This window comes from Sorangium sp. So ce327, assembly GCF_051530205.1.
GTDB classification, from domain to species: Bacteria; Myxococcota_A; Polyangia; order Polyangiales; family Polyangiaceae; genus Sorangium; species Sorangium cellulosum_B.
Map to the genome: position 1 here is coordinate 9,755,971 of NZ_CP150330.1, position 20,495 is coordinate 9,776,465.

The window sequence follows — 20,495 nt, forward strand, 5'->3', positions numbered from 1 at the left end:
ATGCTGGCGGTCGTCGTGGACTGGGATGACGTGCGCCATTTTCTCGCGCTCGCTCGAACGGGCTCCGTCCGCGCGGCGGGCTCGATGCTCGGCGTGAGCCACTCGACCGTGGCGCGGCGGGTCGAGGCCCTCGAGGCGCGGCTCTGTGTGAAGCTGTTCGACCGGCACCGCGACGGGTACCAGCTGACGGACGCGGGCAACGAGATGGTCTCGGGGGCGGAGCGCGTCGAGCGGGAGATGGCCGCGCTGGAGCGCGGCCTCGCCGGGCAAGACGCGCGGCTCGAGGGGCCCGTGCGGGTGACCTGCACCGACCCGTTCATCGCGAAGATCCTCCTCCGCGCCCTGGCCGGCCTCTGCGAGCAGCATCCCGGCATCGAGCTCGAGCTGGATGCCGACGCCAAGAACCTCGATCTGTCGAAGCGCGAGGCCGACGTCGCCGTGCGCGCGCTCTTGCCCGGCGCGTCCCCGCCGGAGCACCTGATCGGGCGGCGGCTCGTCCCCATCACCCTCTGCAACTACGTCGCGACCGCGCACGCCGCCCGGCTCGACCCCGAGCGCGGCGCGCGCCCCGCGCGCTGGCTCGGATCCAGCATGCACAGGATCGCCAAGGAGCTCGTCGCGTCGTCGAGTTATCCCGAGGTTCCCATCTGGGGCACGTTCGAGTCGATGGCGATCATGATGGAGGCCGCACACGCGGGCCTCGGCTTCGTGATGTTACCCACGTACGCCGGCGATCCGGAGCCCGGGCTGCAGCGGCTCGCGAGGCCGGACCTGCGCCACGTCGCCGATTTCTGGCTCCTCGGCCACCGCGACCTCCGGGACAACGCGCGCCTGCGGGCCGCGCGCGAGGGCATCACCGCGGCGCTGACAGCGCGCGCGGCGCTGTTTCGCGGCGAGGCCGAGGGGTGGCGCGAAACTGCGCCCCTGCGTCACGAACTTGCACCGGGCGCGGACGCGCCGCGTGCGTAGATTCGTCGACCATGACGACCGCCGACGCCAAGTTCTGGGACGACCTCGCCGAGAAGTACGCCGCCAAGCCGGTGGCGAACGTCACCGCCTTCGAGCGCAAGAAGGCCATCACCCGCGAGCACCTGCGCCCGGGCTCGACGGTCCTCGAGATCGGCTGCGGCACCGGCTCGCTCGCCCTGGAGATGTCGCCGAGCGCCGGCCACATCCACGCGATGGACGTCTCGGGCGAGATGATCCGCATCGCCAACCAGAAGAAGCAGGCCCAGGGCGCGACCAACGTCACCTTTCGCCAGGGCACGCTGGACGGACCTACCCCGTACGAGCCAGAGCACTTCGACAGCGCCTGGGCTTACTCCATCCTGCACCTCGTCCCCGATCGGCGGCGCACCCTCAAGACCATCTTCGACCTCCTCAAGCCCGGCGGCTCGTTCATTTCGTCCAACGTCTGCCTCGGCGGCACCTGGGTGCCTTACGGCGCGATCATCACGGTGATGCGCTGGTTCGGGAAGGCGCCGGCCGTCCACAGCTACGATCGCGAGACGATCTTCCGCGAGATGCGCGAGGCAGGGTTCGTCGAGATCGAGGAGCGGGAGGTTGGTGGCGGGAGGATGGTTGCGTTCGTCGTGGCGAAGAAGCCGAGGTAGCGCGCAGCTCGCCACGACCGACCCTCATGCGACCAGCCAACCCTGGTTCCGATCCGAGATCGGATGCTCCCCGCAGCGCTCGGTGACGGCGCACGGGGGACGGGGATGCGCGAGCAACAATAACGGCAAAATCCGAGTCAGAACCGCGGCCGGGAACCGTGGCCGGGAACCGCGCGATCCCGTACCAGCATAGTTCGTCAAGCTCTCCGTAAAGCACCGATGAGCCTGGGGGGACAGTCCCCTACAATCTACGTCACTTCAGGTCGATTTCGCGACGCTTCGTTGCTCGTCGAATTCTTGCTTCGACCATCTTTTCACTCGGCAGGTCTGCTAGCACACTACATTCATTCGTTGGAGGCGATCGTCTCCGGGCGAAGCACGGCGAGCAGGTGGCAGGGCGGCAGGGGCGTACCGCGCTCGCGACAGCTCGCCCCCTCGACGCGTGGAAGCCCATGAAGGCGCCCCGGGCTTGCGGACCGGCCGAGGCGCTCGCATCCACGTCGACCCGTGTCCGCTCCTGGAGAACACCCATGTTCAACCTCACCCATCATCGCCTCTCGCTGCTCTCCCTGCTCGGCGTGCTGGCCGCGCCGGCGCTCGCCTGCGAAGCCCCGCGCGAGGGCGGCGTCGCCGGAGATCTCGCCCAGGCCGAGCTCGACGTCGAGGACGATGTCGGCGCGCTGGCCGCGGCCGAGGTCGCCGTGGCGGACTATTTCATCGCGACCCATCCTGATTACCGCAGATGTGCCGCGCCGATGTGCGGCGGCCATTTCGTCGCCCGCGTCAACACCAGCGTGACCCGCTGCGCCGATGGAACTTGGCAAGAAGAATGCCACATGTTCGAGCTGGATCTGTCGGGGCTCGGGCTCGATCGCTCGACCGAGGCCAAAGCCAGAGAGGCGTTCGGCGCCGGGCAGGCGCTGGTCCGCGGCGGCCTGAAGCAGGTCCAGCTGGGCGACCTGCAGTCGCGGCCGGCTGACGTCCTCATCGCCAGCGAAATCTGGCTCGGGGTGACGGGCAATGCGCCGAAGGGCCACTTCTCTCGGGTCGACAGCAGCGGGATCGTGTGCGTGACGTACCCCTGTCCCTCCTTCTCCGAGCACAGCCTGAACACCAACCTGAGCGGTTCACTCGACGGCCTCGATCTTCTGTCCGCGTCCGGGGCCACGGAAAAGCAGGTCGACGGCGGCATGAAGGCGCTGTCCGGGCCCGGTCTGCTGGTCGCCGGTCAACATGCGATCACCGCCGGTCCGGCCGGCTCGATGAACCGCCTCGGCGTGGCGGAGTTCTACCTGCGCCTGAAGTGACGCCGGCGGGGCGGCTCGTGCTCCTTGCGCGCCGCGTTCACAACGAACCAGTTCATGACCCGCGGCCACGCCGGTCAACAGCGGTCATCGAGGTCGAGCTGAGCGAGGCCGCCGCCTAAGACGCCAAGAGACGCCAGAAGACGCCAAAAAGAAAATAAATCTTGGCGTCTTCTGGCGCCTCTTGGCGTCTTCTGGCGTCTCGACTTCTCGCTGTTTGCGTGCGGCTTCAACCCGTTTGTCGCTCTAGGCGACCCAGAACGGGCTCGCCCGCACGGCCGGGAGCTGAACGAGCGCAACGACTTGTCCATGGCTCGAAGGGGCCGTGTTCGCCCGGCAGCCAGCGAGCGAGATGCTTCACCGACCGCCAGGGCAGCGTGACATGTCACGTGACATGTCACGATCGCGGCGTGACATGTCACGTGGACGCCCTGGAGCGGCAGCGCCGGCCCGAGGGGGCGGCGCTGCGCGCGGGCGCGCGCCAGCCACGTGACGGCAGCGGGCAGCAGCCTGCGACGGGCCAGGCGACCGCGCCGACGAGCATCGTAGAGCGGGGTGGCGAGAGAGCGGCGCGCCTCTCCACGTGCATGGGCAGGTACGCCTTCTGCATGCGCGTACGCGCACATGGGGCCTGCCGTCTCCAGGCGCCGGTGGTTCAAGAGGAGATCCGCGATGCGTTTTCAATCACCATTTCAACGGTGGCTATTCATCTTATCGACATGGCTGTTCGGTGGGGCGCTGCTGGCCTGCGGCGCCGGCTGCGGCGTTGAAGCGCCCGCGGGCGTCAAGCTGCGGCAGCAGTTCCCCGATCAGGCAGCGCAGGTCCTCGAGGTCAGCGAGGCGTTCGTCGCGGTCAACGACGGTTTCTCGCTCGCCTCGCTCGGCGATCCGAGCCGCGAGCTCGACATCGAGGCAGCGTTGCTGCGCCGCGGCGGGCTGCACGCCGCCCTGCCGGCCCGCGGCGAGGGCGAGATCCGGTTTCATCTGCCCGGCGGGTTCGAGGCGCGCGTGCGCGAGCTCGACGCCGAGGGCGAGGGCGAGCTCGCCGAGCGCGCGGTGGCGTATCCGCGCAAGGGCGGCACGTCGTTCTGGTCGGCGATCGACGCGGGCTACGAGGAGTGGCTGCTGCTCGACGCGGGCGTGGCGCGCGCGGATGCGCCCGCGGCGGTGTGGCAGGTCGAGGGCGCGACGCTCCGGCAGCAGCGCGACGCGGTCGAGGTGGTCGACGAGGCCGGCGCGGCGCGGCTGCGCGTGACGGCGCCGGCGGCGTACGCGCGCGGCGGGCGGCCGATCGCCGTGCGCCTCGAGGTGCGCGGGGCGACGATCGAGCTGTGGGCCGACGCGGGTGGAGAGCCGGCGCTGATCGACCCGGTCTGGACGTGGGCGCCCGCGATGAGCACGGCGCGCAGCGGGCATACCGCGACGGTGCTCGCGAGCGGCGACGTGCTCATCGTGGGCGGCTACAACGGCGCTGTCGTTGCGAGCGCGGAGCTCTATGACCGGTACACGAACAGCTGGTCGTCGGCCGGGTCGCTGACCACCGCCCGCCGCTACCACACGGCGACGCGGCTGAGCAACGGCCGGGTGCTCATCGCGGGCGGCAGCAACGCCTCCAACGTGCCGCTCGCGAGCGCGGAGCTCTATGACCCGAACACGAACAGCTGGTCGGCGGCCGGGAGCCTGACCGTGGCGCGCTCCGGGCACACCGCGACGCCGGTCGAGGACGCCAAGGTGCTCGTGATCGGCGGCCAGAGTGACAGCTCCACCTACTTGGCGAGCACCGAGCTCTACACGCCCGGGTCCAATGGCTGGTCGCCGGCCGCGCCCATGACCACGAGCCGCAGCGGACACACGGCGACGCGGCTCCTCGACGGCAAGGTGCTCGTCGCGGGCGGGCGCAATGCCGCGTACCTGACGAGCGCGGCGCTCTACGACCCGAGCAACAACACATGGTCGGCGGCGGGATCGATGGGCGTTGCCCGCAACAAGCACACGGCGACGCTGCTTCCGGACGGCAGGGTGCTGATGGTGGGCGGCGCCGACTCGAACTCTCACGAGCTCTCGAGCGCAGAGATCTACACCCCGGGGACGCCGCCCACCTGGACCCCGGTCGCGTCGATGAGCACCCCCCGCATGTCCCACACGGCGACTCGATTCCTGAGCGGCAAGGTGCTCGTCACGGGCGGAACCACCGCGAGTAGCACGGAGACCGACAGCGCGCAGATGTACGATCCGGCGACCAACACCTGGATCGCCATCAAGCCAATGGGCAGCAAGCGCACTCAGCACACCGCGACGCCGCTGGGCTTGAGCAAGGTGCTCATCACGGGCGGCTTCAGGCACGACGGCCTCGCGACCGGGTACCTGGCGAGCGCCGAGCTCTACGACCTCGACGCCGAGACATGGAAGTTCGTCGCGCCCATGGCCATGGCCCACCCCGCCGGTGCCGCGGTGCGGCTCCAGGACGGCAGGGTGCTCGTGACGGGCGGATACGACGACGATGACGACGAGGACCCCGAGAACACTGCCGAGCTGTACAACCCGACGACCAACACCTGGACGTCCGCGCCCGACATGCCAGTGGACCGAACATGGCACACGATGACGCTGCTCGGGAACGGCAAGGTGCTGGTCGTGGGGGGCTTTGAGGACGTCTCTGCGCTGGAGAGCGCCGCGCTCTACACCCCCGCCACCAACACGTGGTCGTCGGTGGGACCCGCGGGCTTCGATTTCGCCCGGACCTCCCACACCGCGACGTTGCTTCAGACCGGCAAGGTGCTGGTCGCCGGGGGAGATCCCAATAATCACAACGATCAGACGCCCACCGCGCTCTTCAACCCGTCGACCAACATCTGGTCGACGGCCGGGCCCATGGTCGTTCCCCGTCAGGCTCACACCGCGACGCTGCTCCAGAACGGCAAGGTGCTGGTCACCGGAGGCCGGCGCAATAGCAACGATAGCTATACCAAGACCGCCGAAATTTACGATCCGACGAACGACATGTGGGCGGCTGCGAGCGACATGACCGCCGCTCGCGGACAACATACCGCCACGCTGCTCGCCAGCGGTGACGTGCTGGTCGTCGGAGGGCGCGATGCCTCGAGTTATCTGTCGACCACCGAGATCTATCATCCGGCGTCGAACTCCTGGTCAGCCGGTCCTGCGATCATCGCCCGATCCATGCACGACGCGGCGCGGCTCAACGACGGCAGGGTGCTCATCGCGGGGGGGCGAAACGGCAGCGGCATGCTCCGGAGCACCCAGGTCTACAGCCCGGTATCGAACACGTGGACCACGACGGGGCCGATGGACCAGCCCTATACGTTGCGCGGCATGATGCTCCTGCTCGCGGACGGCCGGGTGCTCAACGTGGGCAATTACGACGGGAGCGTCGAGATCTACACCCCCTGACGCCCGCGGGGCTGTCGCGCCCGGATCGCGCCGGTTCGCCACGGCAATTTCGTCCCTGGGCAACGCTGTATTGGCTAGTCTCTACGCACGTCCCGCCCGCCCAGGCAGACGCCCACGTAATCGGCGACCATCCTCTCCAGCGAGAACCGCTCCCGCGCGCGCTCCCACCCCGCCGTGCCCATGCGCGCCCGCCGCGCCGGATCGGCGCCCAGCTCCACGAGCGCCGCGGCGAGCGCCTCGGCGTCGCCCGGCGGCACCAGCCGGCCCGTCACGCCGTCGTCCACCTGCTCGGACATGCCGCCGACCGCCGTAGCCACCACCGGCAGCCCCTCGGCCATCGCCTCCAGCGACGCGTTCGGACACCCGGCGGGCTCGGCGATCAGCGCGAACACGTCGAGCTCGCGCAGGAACGCGCGCGTGTCGGCGAGCTCACCGACCCACTCGACCGACAGCCCCGCCGCCATCCGCCGCAGCTCCTCGGCGTGCGCCTCGGCGCCGCGCTCCACGCCGCCCGCGATGCGCAGCACGTGCGGCGGCATGCGCGGCGCCGCGAGGCGCAGCGCGGCGAGGAGCTCGTCGAGCTTCTTGTGCGGGTGGATCCGCGCCGCCGTCCCGATCGCGAGCAACCCGCGCTCGCCGCCGGACCCGCGCGGCTCGGGCTGCGTCGAGCGCGGCGCCGCAACCGGGCGCGGGCCGAGCGCCACGCCGTTCGGCACCACATGCGCCGGCGCCCCGAGCACCTCGGCGGCGAGCGCCGCCTCGGCCCCGTACTTGACGATCACCCCCGCAAGACGAGCTCCATAGTCGCGCGGCGCGCGGTACGGCAGCCCGCGGCGCGGCGACGCGAAATACCGGCGCAGCGAGGCGAAGTACATCTCGCCCGGGCTGATGTCGAAGAGCGGGACGTCGAGCAGCCCGTCGGCCAGGAGCACCTTGTGCTCGGCGATCACGTTCCACATCAGCACGGCCTCCGGCGGGTCCTCCTCGATCGCGCGCAGCAGGCGCTCCACCGCCTCTGCAGGCTCGATGTCGGCCGGCGGCGGCACCGCCAGCACCGGGATGCCCGCGGCCTCGAGCGCGCGCCGCCCCGGCGTCGGGTACTCCGGCTGCTCCTCGATCACGGCCGCCCGGCCGCGCACGCCGGCCGCCGCGAGGCCGAGCAGCAGCCGGCGCGCGCTCGACTGGGCCCCGCCCATCGAGAAGTTGTTCGTGACGAGGAGCAGCCCGTCGCCCCGCCGCACGCCGCGGTTCCGCGCGATCGCCCGCGGGTAGAGCCGCGCATACCCCTCGGCCATCCGCGCGAGGCTGAAGTGCCGCGCCACGACCTCCCGGCCGCTCGTCGACCCGTCGCCCGCGTCGCCCGCGGCGCCGGCGCGCGCCGCCGCCACGATCGCCCCGGCGAACCGCTCGGGCGCGGCGTCGAGCGGCAGGTGGACCATCGCCGGCGTCTCGGCCGCGATCTCCGCGGTGCCGCCGGCGCCGGTCGCGACGACCGGGAGGCCCGCGGCGAGCGCCTCCAGGTGCGCGAGGCTCAGCCCCTCGTGGGCGCTCGGCGACACGAGGACGTCGGCCGCCGCGAGCAGCCCGGCGACGTCGCCGACCGCGCCCGCGAAGCGCACCTCGGCGCGCAGGCCGAGCCGGTCGACCTCGCGCCGGATCTCCGCCTCCGCGGCCAGCGCCTGCTCGCTGCCCGGCGAGGCGCTCCCGGCGATGACGAGCCGAGCCGCCCGCGGATCGCCGGCCGCCGCCAGCGCGGCCCGCGTGGCCTCGAGGATTCCAGGCAGCAGGTGCAGCCGCTTCTGCGGCCGCGGGTTCGCCACGGCGAGCAGGACGAGGTCGCCCGGCGCGATCTCGAGGCGCCTCCGCCACGCCGCGGCCTCGGCCGACCGGGATCGGCGCACCGCCTCCCCCGACCCGGACCGGTGCGCCTCCGCCGCCTCGGCCCGGCGCGCCGCCTCCGCAGGCGCGAGGTCGATGCCGTTCCAGACCGTGCGCGCCGGGATCGGCAGCGCGCGCTCCGCGAGCTCCGCCTCGACCGCGCGCGCGCACGCAACGAGCAGCGTGGCGCCCTCCGGAGCGAGGCGATCGAGCCCTGCCGGCCAGCCTGCGGCCACGTTGTGCACCGTGATGAGCGGGCGGTACCCGCGCGCGGACAGGCGCGCGAGATCCTCGGCGTCGAACAGGTGCGCGTGCGCGAGATCCGCGCCCCACGCGGCGAGCCCCCGGGCGAGCGCGTCGAAGCGCGCCTCCCTGTCGCCGCGCGCATCGGACAGATCGAGCGCCCCCGGCGGCGCGGCGAACGTGGCGCGGGTCGGCCGGTACACCGCGCAGACGAGCGAGCGCACGCCGCGCCGCGGCAGCTCCCTCGCGAGGTCGATCGCGATCCGCTCGGCGCCCCCCTGCTGCAGGCTGGTCACCACCTGCGCGACCCGCGGCGCCGCGTCGTCGCACACGTCGAGCGGCGCGTGCCGCACCACGCGCGCCCGCCGCGCCCCGAGCTCGCCCTGGAGCGCGGCGTCGAGCGGCTCGCCCGCGCCGAGCCGCGCCGCGACGCCCGCGGCGAGCGCCCCGTCGAGGTACACGCTCGCCGCGCGGGGCAGCCCCGGAGCGCGGCGGGCGCGCGCGGCGCGGCTCAGCTCGCCGCCCGTGGCGCGCAGCAGCTCGGCCCACGCCGTGACGTCCGGCTCGGGCACGGAGGGCGCGGCGAGGTCGATCGGCGCGAGGACGGCGCCGAGCGCGCAGAGCGGCAGCCCGGTGTCGCTCGGCGGCGGGAACGGGTCCGGCTCGATCGCCGCGGAGGGCGCAGGCCAGGCGCCCCCGCGCACGAGCCACACCGGCCCCGCCGCGAGCGCCTCCGCCGCGGCCGCGAGCGGCGCCGCCGTGAGATCGACCGGCGCGAGCCCGGCGAGCCGGAGCGCGCGCAGCGTGCGGCCGGCGCGGGCGCGGTGCGCGGGCGCTTCGGCGAAGACGGCGCAGAGGGGGCGGCGCACGCGGGAGCTGCGGAACATGCGAAGCATGCGAGAGAGAGCGGCGCGGCTCAGTAGGCCGACGGATAGCCGCGGAACGGCGCGGCGACGGCCACGTCCGGCGCGCTCGAGATCCGGTCCCTCGAGCGTCGACCCGCGGCCCCCGCGGCGGCCGCGCGCGGCGCGGCGGACGGCGCCGCGGCCCACCCGGCCGCGCGCGGAGCGGCCCACGCGGCCGCGCCGATCTGCTCCACCTCCACGGCGGACGGGACGCCGCCCGTGTAGACGAACTGCCCGCGCGGCCCCGGCTCGATCGGGACCGACGCGCGCCGGATCGCGCCCTTCACGAGGCAGCGGTAGTGGAGCATCGACCCGTGCAGGTGCGGGGGCGCGTGCAGCCAGAAGCCGTCGCCCTGCGGCCGGAACGTCACGCCGGGCGGCGCCCCGGCCATGGGCCTGCGTCCGACCGCGCGGTGCACGAGCAGGCCGATGAGGCCGATGACGGCGCTGGCCAGGACGAGGCCGCCGCCGACGAACCCCACCGTCGCCGCGGTCGACCAGGAGCTCGAGCGCGGCGCCTGCGCGGTCGCCGCCGGCGGCGGGGTCGGCGAAGGCGCCGCGGCAGGGGCGCTCGCCGAGAGCGCGGCGATCACGCGGAAGCCGTTGTCCGCGTTGCGGCTGCCGGGGTCGTTGCGGTACCGCGCCGCGGCGCGCAGGTGCTTCGCGTCCTTGAGCCACGACCCGCCGCGCAGCACGCGCCGGGGCTTGTCGCCGGCCGGGGGTGCCGCCTGCTCGGGATCGGCCGCCGGTCCGGGCGCATAGGGCCCGTACCAGTCGCGACACCACTCGTAGACATTGCCGCTCATGTCGTGCAGGCCGAAGGCGTTCGGCTGCTTCTGCCCGACAGGCCTCGTCCCGCTCCCCGCGTTGCCCTTGAACCACCCGATGGCGGCCGCGGCGCTGTCGGCGTCGCCCGCATAGAACCGCGTCTGGGTCCCCGCGCGGTCGGCGTACTCCCATTGCGCCTCGGTCGGCAGGTCGAAGGCGCGGCCGGTCTTCTGCGTCAGCCAGCGGGTGAACTCGCCCGCGTCCTTGAAGGTCACCAGCGTCACCGGGTGCAGATCGGTCTGCGGGAAACCGGGAGTCCTCCAGGTGAACTCCTTGCGCTGCGAGAGGCCCTTGCCGTCGAACCCGAACCCGCCGGAGGCGCCGACCTCGGCCTCCGTGCGGTAGCCTGTCTCCGCGGCGAAGCGCCCGAACTGCCCGACCGTGACCGGAAACTTCCCCAGGTAGAAGTCGCGGCCAAGGGTCACGTCCCGGACCGCCTCGTCGTCGCCGCGCCCGGCCTCCGCGGGCGGCGAGCCCTGACGGAAGCGCCCCCCCTTCACCAGCACGAGCTCGAGCTGCACCCCCCCGAGGTCGATCGCGACGGCGGGCGCCGGATCCGCGGCCTGCGCCGAGTCCGGGGCGAGGAGGGCGACGGCCGCCCCGAGGACGATCGCAGGAAGGACGCGGCATGCGGTGGCGCGAGGCTGCACGGGCCCACGCTACCAGAGAGCGCGGCCGAGGTGCGCTCGCAGCGGCCCGAGCGGCGCAGCCGACCGAGCGGCGGAGGGCGCCCGGAGCGCCCTCGCCCCGCCGGAAGAGCGGGCGCGCCGGCGCGCGCCCCTACCTCGCTACCTCGCGTCCTGCCCGCGACATCACGCTTATCAAAGTGTCTTTACAGTTCTTCACTCAACACGTGATCTGACCGGCACCAGCGCGAAAACAGCTACAAAACAGCCCTCCAACGCCGCTCCGGGTGACCCATCGGCGGCGGGATCGAGGCTCGACAGGCGCTCGTCCGCATGGCATCCAGCGAGGCTCGACGCCGGAGTCAACCGCGGTCGAGCGCGCCCTGGTCACACCTCACAGCGAAGCGAAAGGATGTACGCACTGTCGGCCGAGGCGTTCGATGGTCCATGGCACGCGGACGAGCGCTGGGCGCGGGGCTCGTCCTCCGGCGCAGAGGACGTCGACTCCTTGCTGCGCGGCAGCGAGGACAGTGGGGAGCTTGGCGCGGCGCCGGGCGTATGTGTCGACATGAGGAGCGGTACGATCACCGATCCCCGCGCATCCGCGTTTGATCGGCGGCAGGGCGCCGACAAGGACATTGCTTTCGGCGGCGGCAATCCCTATTGCATCGGGGCGACGCTGGCTCGCCTCGAGGTGCGGCTCGCCATCGACACGCTGCTCGACCGCTCTCCGAGCTGGGGCTCGCGGGACCGGCCGAGCGAGCGCGGCCGCCCTCGATCCTGGAGATGACTTCATGATGCGTCCGACTCCGCCCTCGATGGGATGAGGTCGGCCGCGGACATGCCGGCGCGGACAAGCCGGCGTCGATCGATTTCCCCGGGTGCGCGCCCCTCTGCGGGCCCCCGGGAGCCATGTGCGCGCGCCCCGAACGGCGCGCGCGAGATGCGATACCAACACACGGCAGGGATCAACGCATGCGAACAACGACCTCACTCATCGCTCTCCTCGGCGCAGTCGCGCTCTTCGGCTGTTCTTCCTCGGACACCAACCCTCAACCCTCCGAGGACGAGCTTCTGGCGCCGCCGGCCGAGGGCGCCGGCGTGCAGTATCGGATGGTCTCCACGCTCCAGCCGGGGCAGGAGATCGAGCGCTGCCAGCTCTTCGTCGCGCCGCCGGAGGGGCTCAACGTCAACCGGGAGATGGTGCGGTACTCCGGCGGGAGCCACCATGTGCTCCTGTACGCGACGCCCTACACGTCGATCCCGACCGAGACGCGCCGGGGCGTCGCCCTGGACGCGAGCCAGGTCCACGACTGCAACGACGGCCCCCAGGCCGACTGGGACGCCACGGGCGTGGTCGCCGGCTCTCAGTCGCCCGACGGCAACTCCTTCCTGGGCGAGCTCCCGGAAGGCGTGGCGCTCAAGGTCGCGCCGGGCACGGTGCTCCTCATGAACACCCATTACGTGAACGCGTCGCCCGAGGCCATCGAGACCGACGCGCGCATCAACCTCTACACGATCGCGGACGACGAGGTGAAGGTCGAGGCGGGCATGCTCTTCCATTACAACCCCTTCATCAGCGTGCCAGCGCACGGAAAGTCCACGGCGCGCATGCGTTGCGTCACCGAGAACGACATCTCGGTGGTGAGGATCCAGTCGCACATGCACCGCCGCGGCGTCGGCTACGTCGCGCACAAGGTCGGTCTCGACGGCACGACGAGGGAGCTCTATGCCCACGACAGGTGGGAGGGGGTCCCGTCCGAGGAGTTCTCGCCGTTCCTCGAGGTCAAGGCGGGAGAGTCCCTGGACTACCGCTGCGAGTTCAACAACGTCGAGGATCGCAACATCGCGCAGGGCCTGACCAGCCGCGACGAGATGTGCATGCTGATCGGGCCGTACTTCCCGCGCTCCCCGGCCTACGAGAACTGCGACACCGCGGAGGGCCTGATCGCGGCGACGTGGTACGGCGACGGGAAGACCACGTGCGCCGAGGCGTTCGAGTGCCTCGGCAACGCCCAGGATGACGCCGCGGTCTACGGCTGCGTGGTGAACAGCTGCGAGAGCGTCGGGCCCCAGCTCTCGGCGGCGCTCGCCTGCCAGATGACGGGAGGGAACGGCGCCTGCATCGAGGCGTGCAGCGGCGAGGACGCCGAGGCCTGCAACACGTGCGTGGGCGAGGCGTGCGCCGCGGAGATGGAGACCTGCCAGACCGCGACGTGCGACTGACGTCGCGATGACAGGCGCCGCGGGGCGGCCCTGCGCCACCCCGCGGTGATCCTCCCGCTCCCGGGGGTGATCCTCCCGCTCCCAGGGGTGATCCTCTCGCTCCCGGGGGCGATCCTCCCGCTCCCGGGGGTGATCCTCCCGCTCCCGGGGGTGATCCTCTCGCTCCCGGGGGTGATCCTCCCGCTCCCGTGCCGCCAGCTCAGGGAGCCGCCAGGAGCTGGGCCGCGAGCTGGATCCCCAGCTCCTCGGCCTTCGCGTGGTCCTCGACAGGATCCACGACCGCACGCGGCCCCGCGAACGCGATGTAAGTGACGCCGCTCTCCACCCCGGCGCCCGGCCGCTCGATGCCTATGGCCTTCGCCATCGCGTACGATCCCATCCCGATCGTATCGCACTCCCCGGTATCGCCGAGGATGCCATAAGCGACCGTGTCGCCGCGGATGACCGCCACCACGGCCCCCAGCTCGACACCGGCATCCTTGTGATTCCACGCCACCGCGTCGCATTCGTCGGGCCAGCTGTTGGGGGCGACGACGAACGGGAGATGGACCGAGTCGAGCGCGTTTCCCTGCGAGTCGGCCAGCGCCGTGTGAGCAGTCGACGAGGGACACTCGGAGGACTCATGGGATAGACCGTCGCAGTCGATCCCCATCCCGGCTTGCCAGAAGAACGCCCCGTTCAGCCCGCAGACAGGGATGCCGGGCTCCGCGTTGCCGTCAAACGCGTTCCTGAAGAGCCCCGACGAGGCCGGGCGGCACGACGCCGTGAGCGCGAGCAGCTCCGCCGCCGTCGGAGGATCCGGCGCCTGACCCCCGCCGGCTCCGCCCACGCCGGCGCCCCCCTCGCCGGCGCCGCCGCCGCTGCCCCCGTCCCCTCCCCCGCCTGTGCCGCCCTCGCCACCGCCCCCCTCACCGGCGCCAGCGCCTCCCTCGCTTGCGCCGCTCCCGCCTGTGCTGCCGCCGCCGGCGCCGCTCCCGCCTGCGCCTCCCTGGCCGACGCCTCCCTGACCTGCGCCTCCCCCGCCCTGGCCGGCGCCGAACTCGAGATCGCCGACCCCGGAGAGGCTCGTGCACGCGCTGCCGCCGGAGAGCGCCAGGGCCGCGAGCGCTCCCCCGAGCCACGCCCTCCTCGCGCGTGGCGCCAGCGCTCGCATCAGAACTTCCCCTGGAGCTCGATCCGCCCGAGGCCCACCCCGGCGCTCCAGACCACGCCGCGCGGCGCTCGCGGCGGCGCGCCAGCGGCCTCGGACGCGCTGCCGCCGCCGGGCCGGACCACGAGCAGCACGACGCCCGCCGCGGCCGCCGCCGCGCCCACGACGAAGCTCACGGTGGACACATGGCCCAGCGTGGCCGCTGAATCGGCGTCGCCTTGCAGCTCGGCCGGGCAGCGCCGGCCCTCGCAGCGCGACCTGATGTCCGAGACCTGCGACAGCGACATGAGGCCGGTCACGGCGCCGACGCCGATGCCCACCGCCCCGAGCCCGAACGCGACGCCGGCGGGGACCAGCGAGCCGCCGCCCTCCGCCCCGGCCGGCGCCGCGGGCTCGGCGCGAGGGGGCGCCTTCACCGCGGCTGCGTCCAGCGCGGCGCGCACACCCGCGAGCTCGGTCTCGGCGTCCTTCCGCGCCTCGAGGAACGCCGTCGGCGGATCCTCCGGGAGCGGCTCGCCGAGGACCTGCTCGTACAGGTCGCGCGCGGCCTCCAGGCGGCCGAGCTTGCGCTGGCACCGCGCCATGTAGAGCACCAGCGTCGGCGCATGAAAGAGGCGATCCGCCTCCTGGAAGACGTCGAACGCCTCCTGCCAGCGGTCCGCGCCGTACAGCTTGAGCCCCTCGTGCGCCTTGGTCCGGGCGGCCTGCTGCGCCTCGGCCGAGGCGCCGTCCGGCGGAGGCGCCCCGAGCGCCGGCACGGCAGCCAGCAACGTCACAACGAACGCACACCGGCGAAGACAGTTCGAGAGCATCATCATCCTTGTCCGTCAGAAGCGATCAGAAACTGGAGCAGAAGCCGGAGAGGGCACCGCGGCCGTCGCCTTCTTCACGGCCCCGCGCGCCCGCGCACGCCGCCTCGCCGCGGCGGCCGACACCTTAAGGGGAAGAGCGCACCACCGTCCAGCGACGACTCGGACGACTCGGATGGCGAGCGCCGTGATCTCCCAGGATCCCCGGCGCGCCCGCCGCCCGCCCGGCGAGGTCACCGCGGCGCCGGCCGGCGACCGCGCGCGCCGCGCCGGTCCATGGCAAACGAGCGAAACGAGCGGACCGACGACGACGCCGCGTCGAAACGGATTCGATACATGGCGCATGTTACGGCTTCATGCATGACTTGCCCCCTCAAACGCTCGGATGAACTGGCGGCGCGAGCTCGATTGAGGCTCGACAATGTCCTGACGGATGAGCGGTCGCTCGTGGACCTGCTCCGGGTGGTCACCGTCGACGTCCACGAGGCAGCGAGCGTCGAAGAGGCGCTGCATCGCACCATCACGCACATCTGCAATCACCTCGGCTGGCCGGTCGGGCATGCGTACGTGCCGGCCGCGGACGATCCGTCTCTGCTCCTTCCCACGGCGCTCTGGCACCTGAACGATGAAGCAAAGTTCGCGACGTTCAAGGCTGTCACGGAAGCGACACAGTTCACCGCGGGGCTCGGTCTTCCCGGGAGGGTGCTCGCCTCGAAGCAGCCGGCGTGGGTGCGCAACGTCACGGTGGACGCCAATTTCCCGCGCGCCCGGCTCGCGAGGAACCTGGGCGTGAAGGCGGGGTTCGCGTTCCCCGTGGTCGTCGGCGCGGACGTCGTGGCCGTGCTGGAGTTCTTCTCCGACGCCGAGCACGCGGACGACGGGAAGTTCACGGCGACCATCGGCCGCATCGCGCGGCAGCTCGGCCGCATCTTCGAGCGCAAGCACGGGCAGGAGATGCTGAGCAGGGAGCGGGACTTCATGGCGGCCGTCATGGATCTCGTCGACGGCCTCATCGTGGTGCTCGACGCGCGGGGCCGCATCGTCCGCATGAACAGCGCCGCCGAGCGGGCGCTGGGGAGCGCGCGAGGGCTCCGGGAGGCCCGGTTCCTCTGGGATCTCACGCCCGATCCGCGCGCGTCCGCGCAGCTCAAAGACCTCTTCGAGCAGCTCGGCGCGGGCGAGTCGAAGAGGCAGGTGGAGGTGCCGTGGACGGCTGCAGACGGCGCCCTCCGGGTGACGGCGTGGTCGGGCGCCGTCCTGCGCGGCAGGGACGAGAGGGTCCGGTTCGTCATCATGACCGGCATCGATCTGACGGAGCGCAAGCGCGCCGAGGAGGAGCGCGCGCGGCTGCAGGAGGAGGTGATCAAGGCCCAGGACGCCGCGCTGGCGAAGCTGTCCGTGCCCCTCATCCCCATCCGCGACGACGTGGTGGTCGTGCCGCTCATCGGCCCGCTCGAGGCCGGGCGGGCGCGCCGCATGATCGAGGCGCTGTCGCGCGGCATCGCGGACCGCCGCACGCGGATCGCCATCATCGACCTGACCGGCGTGGACGAGATCGATCCGCCGGCGATGGAGGCGCTGCTCGACGCGGTGCGGGTCGCGGGCCTCCTCGGCGCGCGGGTGGTCCTCACGGGGATCCGCCCCGAGGTCGCCCAGCGCCTCGCCGAGCGCGGCGCGGACATGGGCCGCTGCGCGGTGAAGAGCTCCCTCCAGAGCGGGATCGCGTTCGCGATGGCGAGCCGCTGAGCCGCCGAGGCGACCAGCGCGCCCGACGTCGGGTGTCGTCCGTCCGTGACCGGAACGGCATCATCACTGCATGGAACAGGGACGAACGCGACACCGCCGCGCCCTCGTTCCGTGCTGTAATGAGATGTTCCTGACAAACCCCCTCGTCTTGCTCGCATTTTCAGAGGAGAATTCAACAGGGAGGCGGGGAGACGGGGAGATCGGTGGTATTTCACTCCCCGCCTCCCCGACTCTCTGTGAATCTTCCCGGGAAATTCGAGGGGATGCTTCAGGAGACGATCCCCAGAAAGGCCTGGTGCAGCGCTATGCGATCGACGACTTCCCTCTTGAAGCGATGCTTATGGGTTCGGCTGACTCTGCTCGCCTCGGCGCTCGCCATGGCCGCGTGCGCGGCCGATCTGCCGCTCGACGTGGACGAGGGCGCGGAGGCGGAGCTCCTCGGCGAGCACAGCGACGCGCTGTCGACGCGCGTCCGGCTCATGGCCGCCAACATCACGAGCGGCAACTACCAGAGCTACGATCCCGGGCACGGCGAGCGCATCCTGCGGGGAATCAAGCCAGATATCGCCCTGCTGCAAGAGTTCAACTACGGCGGCAACACCACCTCCGAGCTCCGCTCCTTCGTGGACGCGGCGTTCGGGGCCGGGTTCAGCTACTACCGCGAGAGCGGGGCGCAGATCCCGAACGGGATCGTGAGCCGGTGGCCGATCGTGGCGTCCGGCGAGTGGGACGACACGTCGGTGAGCAACCGGGACTTCGCGTGGGCGCGCATCGATATCCCCGGCCCCGGCCACGTGTTCGCGATCAGCGTCCACCTCCTGACGTCCAGCGCGGGGGCGCGCGATACGGAGGCGCGGAACCTCGTCTCGTTCATCGAGGCGAACGTGGCCCAGGGCGATTACCTGGTCATCGGCGGCGACTTCAACACGGCGAGCCGGACCGAGGCGTGCGTCTCGAGCCTCTCGGACGTCGTCGTCACGGCCGGGCCCTATCCCGCCGACCGGAACGGGAACGCGAACACCAACGCCGGCAGGACGAAGCCCTATGACTGGGTGCTCGTCGACGGCGACCTGGAGGCGTACGAGACGGCCGTCGTGATCGGCGGGAGCAGCTTCGCGAACGGCCTGGTGGCAGACACGCGTGTCTACTCGCCGCTCTCCGAGATCAGCCCCGCGCTCTCGTCGGACAGCGGCGCCCCGAACATGCAGCACATGGGCGTCGTGCGCGACTTCCTGGTCCCCGACGGCGGCGGCGGAGCCGGCGGCAGCGGCGGAGCCGGCGGCAGCGGCGGGACCGGCGGCAGCGGCGGGACCGGCGGCAGCGGCGGGACCGGCGGCAGCGGCGGGGGCACGGGCACCGCCGCCGTGATCATCAACGAGGTCCTCGCGAACGAGCCGGGCAGCAACACGGCCGGCGAGTTCGTGGAGATCGTCAATGTCGGCACGGCCGCGGCGGCCCTCGCCGGCTGGACGCTCTCCGACGGCACGTCGACGCGGCACACCTTCCCGACCGGCGCGTCGCTCGCGCCCTGGACGGCCATCGTGGTGGTTGGCGGCGCCTCCGCCGTGCCGAGCGGCAGCGGGGCCGTCGCCGCGTCCACGGGGTCGTTGAACCTCGGCAACAGCGGAGACAAGGTCACGCTGAAAAACGCCTCGAGCGCGACCGTGGACACCGTCACCTACGCGAGCGGGCTCGCGGCGCAGGACGGCGTCTCGATGAACCGCAGCCCCGACGCCTCCCCGGGAGCGCAATTCGCCCTGCACAGCGCCCTTGGCGCGAGCGCCTCTCCGGGCCGTCGCGCGAACGGCTCGGCGTTCTGAGGCGCCGCCCGGACGAGCGTGGATTGCCCCGCTGGCCCCGGGTCGCCATGACCCGAGGCCGCCCCTGAACCAGCATTTGCAGAGGAGTCGATCGGGCTGGTCCCGCAGAGCGGCCAACCGGCTCCTTCGCCCCAGATCTCCGCGACAGCCCATCGAGGTCGAGCGCTGAAGCGCCGCGTGCGCCGCCAGCACGAGCCTGCTCGCGGCCGCGCGAGGGGTGTAGCCCGGTGGCCGGTACACAGGGTTGACGGTCAGCGCCAGGGCTCTAGATGGTGAACCGCGTCAAGGCCGGACAGAGGCCTGACGTACAGCCGATCGTTCGAGACAAGCATCGTTCTCTCAAGGGCAGGAGGGGTGATCCATGAGCAGGCTACGCCGCGGTCTCGCTACCCTGGCCGTCGTGTCGCTCACGTCGGCGGCCGCCTATGCGCAGATGATGATCTATGCGTATTCCGGGCCGACCACCAGGGACGGAGGGGTCACCGGGACCACCCATCGAACGTTCACCTATGTGTCGATGGGCAGATGGGAGGCACGAACGAAAAATATCTGGAGTGATGGGCTGCAGGACCCCGAAAAGGTGGATTACTATCTCGAGTACGACAGAGGGCCCGGGAAGGTCTGCTTGAGCCACGAGCAGCAGGACCCGATCTGTCTCTTGGACGACGGGATCTACACCTATCGCGCGTGGCCGGGGTCCCCGAGCGCCGAGGTGAAATGGTGGAAGCAGCAGGGGAACGGATACTGGCAGTCGGGGAGGCCGTGATCGGCGGGCCGCGCTACGGCCGCTCCTCGCCTCCCCCGGCGCGCGCGGCGCGCGCCTCGAGCGCAGCCGGAGCGCCGCGCCGCAGCGCCGGGAGCCGCCAGAGCGACTCGACGACGCCGAGCAGGACATAGACGCCGAGCCCCCAGGCGAGGACGAGCGCGGGCCCCCAGCGGACGGAGAGGAGCGCGCTCGATCCGAGCGCGAGCGCGATGGCCAGCAACGTGCGGGGGCCCGGCCGGAGATCCTTGAACGAGCGGAACCGGAGGGTCGACACCATCAGCATCGAGACGAGCAGCGTCGTCGCGAGGACCGCCGGCGCGCCGCCGAGCTGCCCGCCCGCGCCGCGGCGGGTCATGACGATCGCGATCAGGATCCCCGCCGCGCCCGTGACAGGGAGGCCCACGATGTACCTCGCGGGCGACGGCGGCCCGCCCGCCTCGCCCGTCGAGAGGACGGAGAGGACGTTGAAGCGGGCGAGCCGGATCGCGCCGCACGCCGCGAACACGGACCCGCCGAGCACGCCGGCGAGGCCGAGGCGGTGGAGCGACCACTGATACACGAGCAGCGCCGGGGCCACGCCGAAGGAGACGAGATCGGCCAGCGAGTCGAGCTGGACCCCGAACGCGCTCTCGGTCCGGGTCATGCGCGCGACGCGGCCATCGAGGGTGTCGGCGAGCATCGCGACGAGGATGAGGAGCGCGGCGCGCCGGAGGTCGTCGTCGGACCGCGCGGAGGCCGAGAGCCGTATCGCGTCGAAGCCGCAGAAGACCGAGGACAGCGTGATCAGGTTGGGAAGGAGGTACAGGGCCCGCCTTGGCGCGGGCCGCGGCCGCTCCGGCGCCACCTCGCCGCGCGGGCGCTCGGGGCGCGCGCTCGTCGCCTGCCCCGGGCCCGCGGGACACCACGGCCCGACGCCGGTGTCCCACGCTGCTGGATGATGTTCTGACATGGTGGCGATCCCGCGGGACATCGGCGCAGCGCGGCTGAAGGCCGCGGCCCGACGAGCACGCCCGGCCGGCCTCGTAGTACACGAGGCGGCTCGCGTTCAAGCGGCAGGCCGATCGGCGGCGGCGGCACGGAGGTGCGCAGGCGGGCCGCCGTCGACCCTCGGGGTGTCGACGTGGGTGCGGGCGAGCTCGGGAGCCAGGCCGTCGCCCCGCCGCCCGTCAC

The 20,495-nt window shown here is 72.2% G+C and carries 14 protein-coding genes; 9 read left to right on the forward strand and 5 right to left on the reverse strand.

The window, feature by feature from the left end:
• The 4 genes from WME95_RS36560 to WME95_RS36575 all read left to right on the forward strand — a co-directional run bounded on the left by WME95_RS36560 (position 1) and on the right by WME95_RS36575 (position 6,328).
• On the forward strand, positions 1 to 969 hold the full coding sequence (locus tag WME95_RS36560; RefSeq protein WP_437903953.1) for a LysR family transcriptional regulator: 969 nt from the start codon (positions 1 to 3) through the stop codon (positions 967 to 969).
• A gap of 11 nt (positions 970 to 980) precedes the next feature.
• Positions 981 to 1,613, forward strand: coding sequence for a class I SAM-dependent methyltransferase (locus WME95_RS36565; protein WP_437903954.1), 633 nt, complete (start codon positions 981 to 983; stop codon positions 1,611 to 1,613).
• Between the two features lie 578 nt (positions 1,614 to 2,191).
• Complete coding sequence (locus WME95_RS36570; protein WP_437903955.1) at positions 2,192 to 2,920, forward strand: DUF6748 domain-containing protein; 729 nt, start codon at positions 2,192 to 2,194, stop codon at positions 2,918 to 2,920.
• A gap of 669 nt (positions 2,921 to 3,589) precedes the next feature.
• Entirely contained in the window at positions 3,590 to 6,328 is a 2,739-nt protein-coding gene (locus tag WME95_RS36575) for a kelch repeat-containing protein (protein ID WP_437903956.1), read from the forward strand.
• A gap of 74 nt (positions 6,329 to 6,402) precedes the next feature.
• On the opposite strand, the gene WME95_RS36580 is transcribed toward WME95_RS36575, so the two are convergent.
• Positions 6,403 to 9,336, reverse strand: coding sequence for a glycosyltransferase (locus WME95_RS36580; RefSeq protein WP_437903957.1), 2,934 nt, complete (start codon positions 9,334 to 9,336; stop codon positions 6,403 to 6,405).
• A 29-nt stretch (positions 9,337 to 9,365) separates the two neighbouring features.
• Positions 9,366 to 10,832, reverse strand: a complete 1,467-nt coding sequence (locus tag WME95_RS36585; RefSeq protein ID WP_437903958.1) for a formylglycine-generating enzyme family protein — start codon at positions 10,830 to 10,832, stop codon at positions 9,366 to 9,368.
• 388 nt (positions 10,833 to 11,220) lie between these two features.
• Here WME95_RS36585 and WME95_RS36590 point away from each other — a divergent pair, with 388 nt between their 5' ends.
• Both WME95_RS36590 and WME95_RS36595 read left to right on the forward strand, forming a co-directional pair.
• Positions 11,221 to 11,598, forward strand: a complete 378-nt coding sequence (locus WME95_RS36590; protein WP_437903959.1) for a hypothetical protein — start codon at positions 11,221 to 11,223, stop codon at positions 11,596 to 11,598.
• Positions 11,599 to 11,783: 185 nt separating this feature from the next.
• Positions 11,784 to 13,034: a hypothetical protein gene (locus WME95_RS36595; RefSeq protein WP_437903960.1), complete on the forward strand. Its 1,251-nt coding sequence runs from the start codon at positions 11,784 to 11,786 to the stop codon at positions 13,032 to 13,034.
• A gap of 199 nt (positions 13,035 to 13,233) precedes the next feature.
• Here the strand turns inward: WME95_RS36595 and WME95_RS36600 are convergent, their stop codons facing one another.
• Together WME95_RS36600 and WME95_RS36605 are read right to left on the reverse strand one after the other, a co-directional pair.
• Positions 13,234 to 14,187 (reverse strand): glycoside hydrolase family 75 protein, encoded by a 954-nt coding sequence (locus WME95_RS36600; protein ID WP_437903961.1) that lies wholly within the window; start codon positions 14,185 to 14,187, stop codon positions 13,234 to 13,236.
• The gene (locus WME95_RS36605) at positions 14,187 to 15,002 is read right to left on the reverse strand and encodes a tetratricopeptide repeat protein (protein WP_437903962.1); all 816 of its coding nucleotides are present in this window, start codon (positions 15,000 to 15,002) and stop codon (positions 14,187 to 14,189) included. Before WME95_RS36605 ends, WME95_RS36600 begins: the two co-directional genes overlap by 1 nt.
• Before the next feature lie 438 nt (positions 15,003 to 15,440).
• Between WME95_RS36605 and WME95_RS36610 the strand changes: the two genes are divergently transcribed.
• The 3 genes from WME95_RS36610 to WME95_RS36620 all read left to right on the forward strand — a co-directional run bounded on the left by WME95_RS36610 (position 15,441) and on the right by WME95_RS36620 (position 19,325).
• On the forward strand, positions 15,441 to 16,739 hold the full coding sequence (locus WME95_RS36610) for an STAS domain-containing protein (RefSeq protein ID WP_437903963.1): 1,299 nt from the start codon (positions 15,441 to 15,443) through the stop codon (positions 16,737 to 16,739).
• A 326-nt stretch (positions 16,740 to 17,065) separates the two neighbouring features.
• Positions 17,066 to 18,559, forward strand: a complete 1,494-nt coding sequence (locus WME95_RS36615) for a lamin tail domain-containing protein (RefSeq protein ID WP_437903964.1) — start codon at positions 17,066 to 17,068, stop codon at positions 18,557 to 18,559.
• A gap of 361 nt (positions 18,560 to 18,920) precedes the next feature.
• Entirely contained in the window at positions 18,921 to 19,325 is a 405-nt protein-coding gene (locus WME95_RS36620; RefSeq protein ID WP_437903965.1) for a hypothetical protein, read from the forward strand.
• Positions 19,326 to 19,338: 13 nt separating this feature from the next.
• On the opposite strand, the gene pssA is transcribed toward WME95_RS36620, so the two are convergent.
• Positions 19,339 to 20,274, reverse strand: a complete 936-nt coding sequence (pssA, locus tag WME95_RS36625; protein ID WP_437903966.1) for a CDP-diacylglycerol--serine O-phosphatidyltransferase — start codon at positions 20,272 to 20,274, stop codon at positions 19,339 to 19,341.
• Between the last annotated feature and the right edge of the window lie 221 nt (positions 20,275 to 20,495).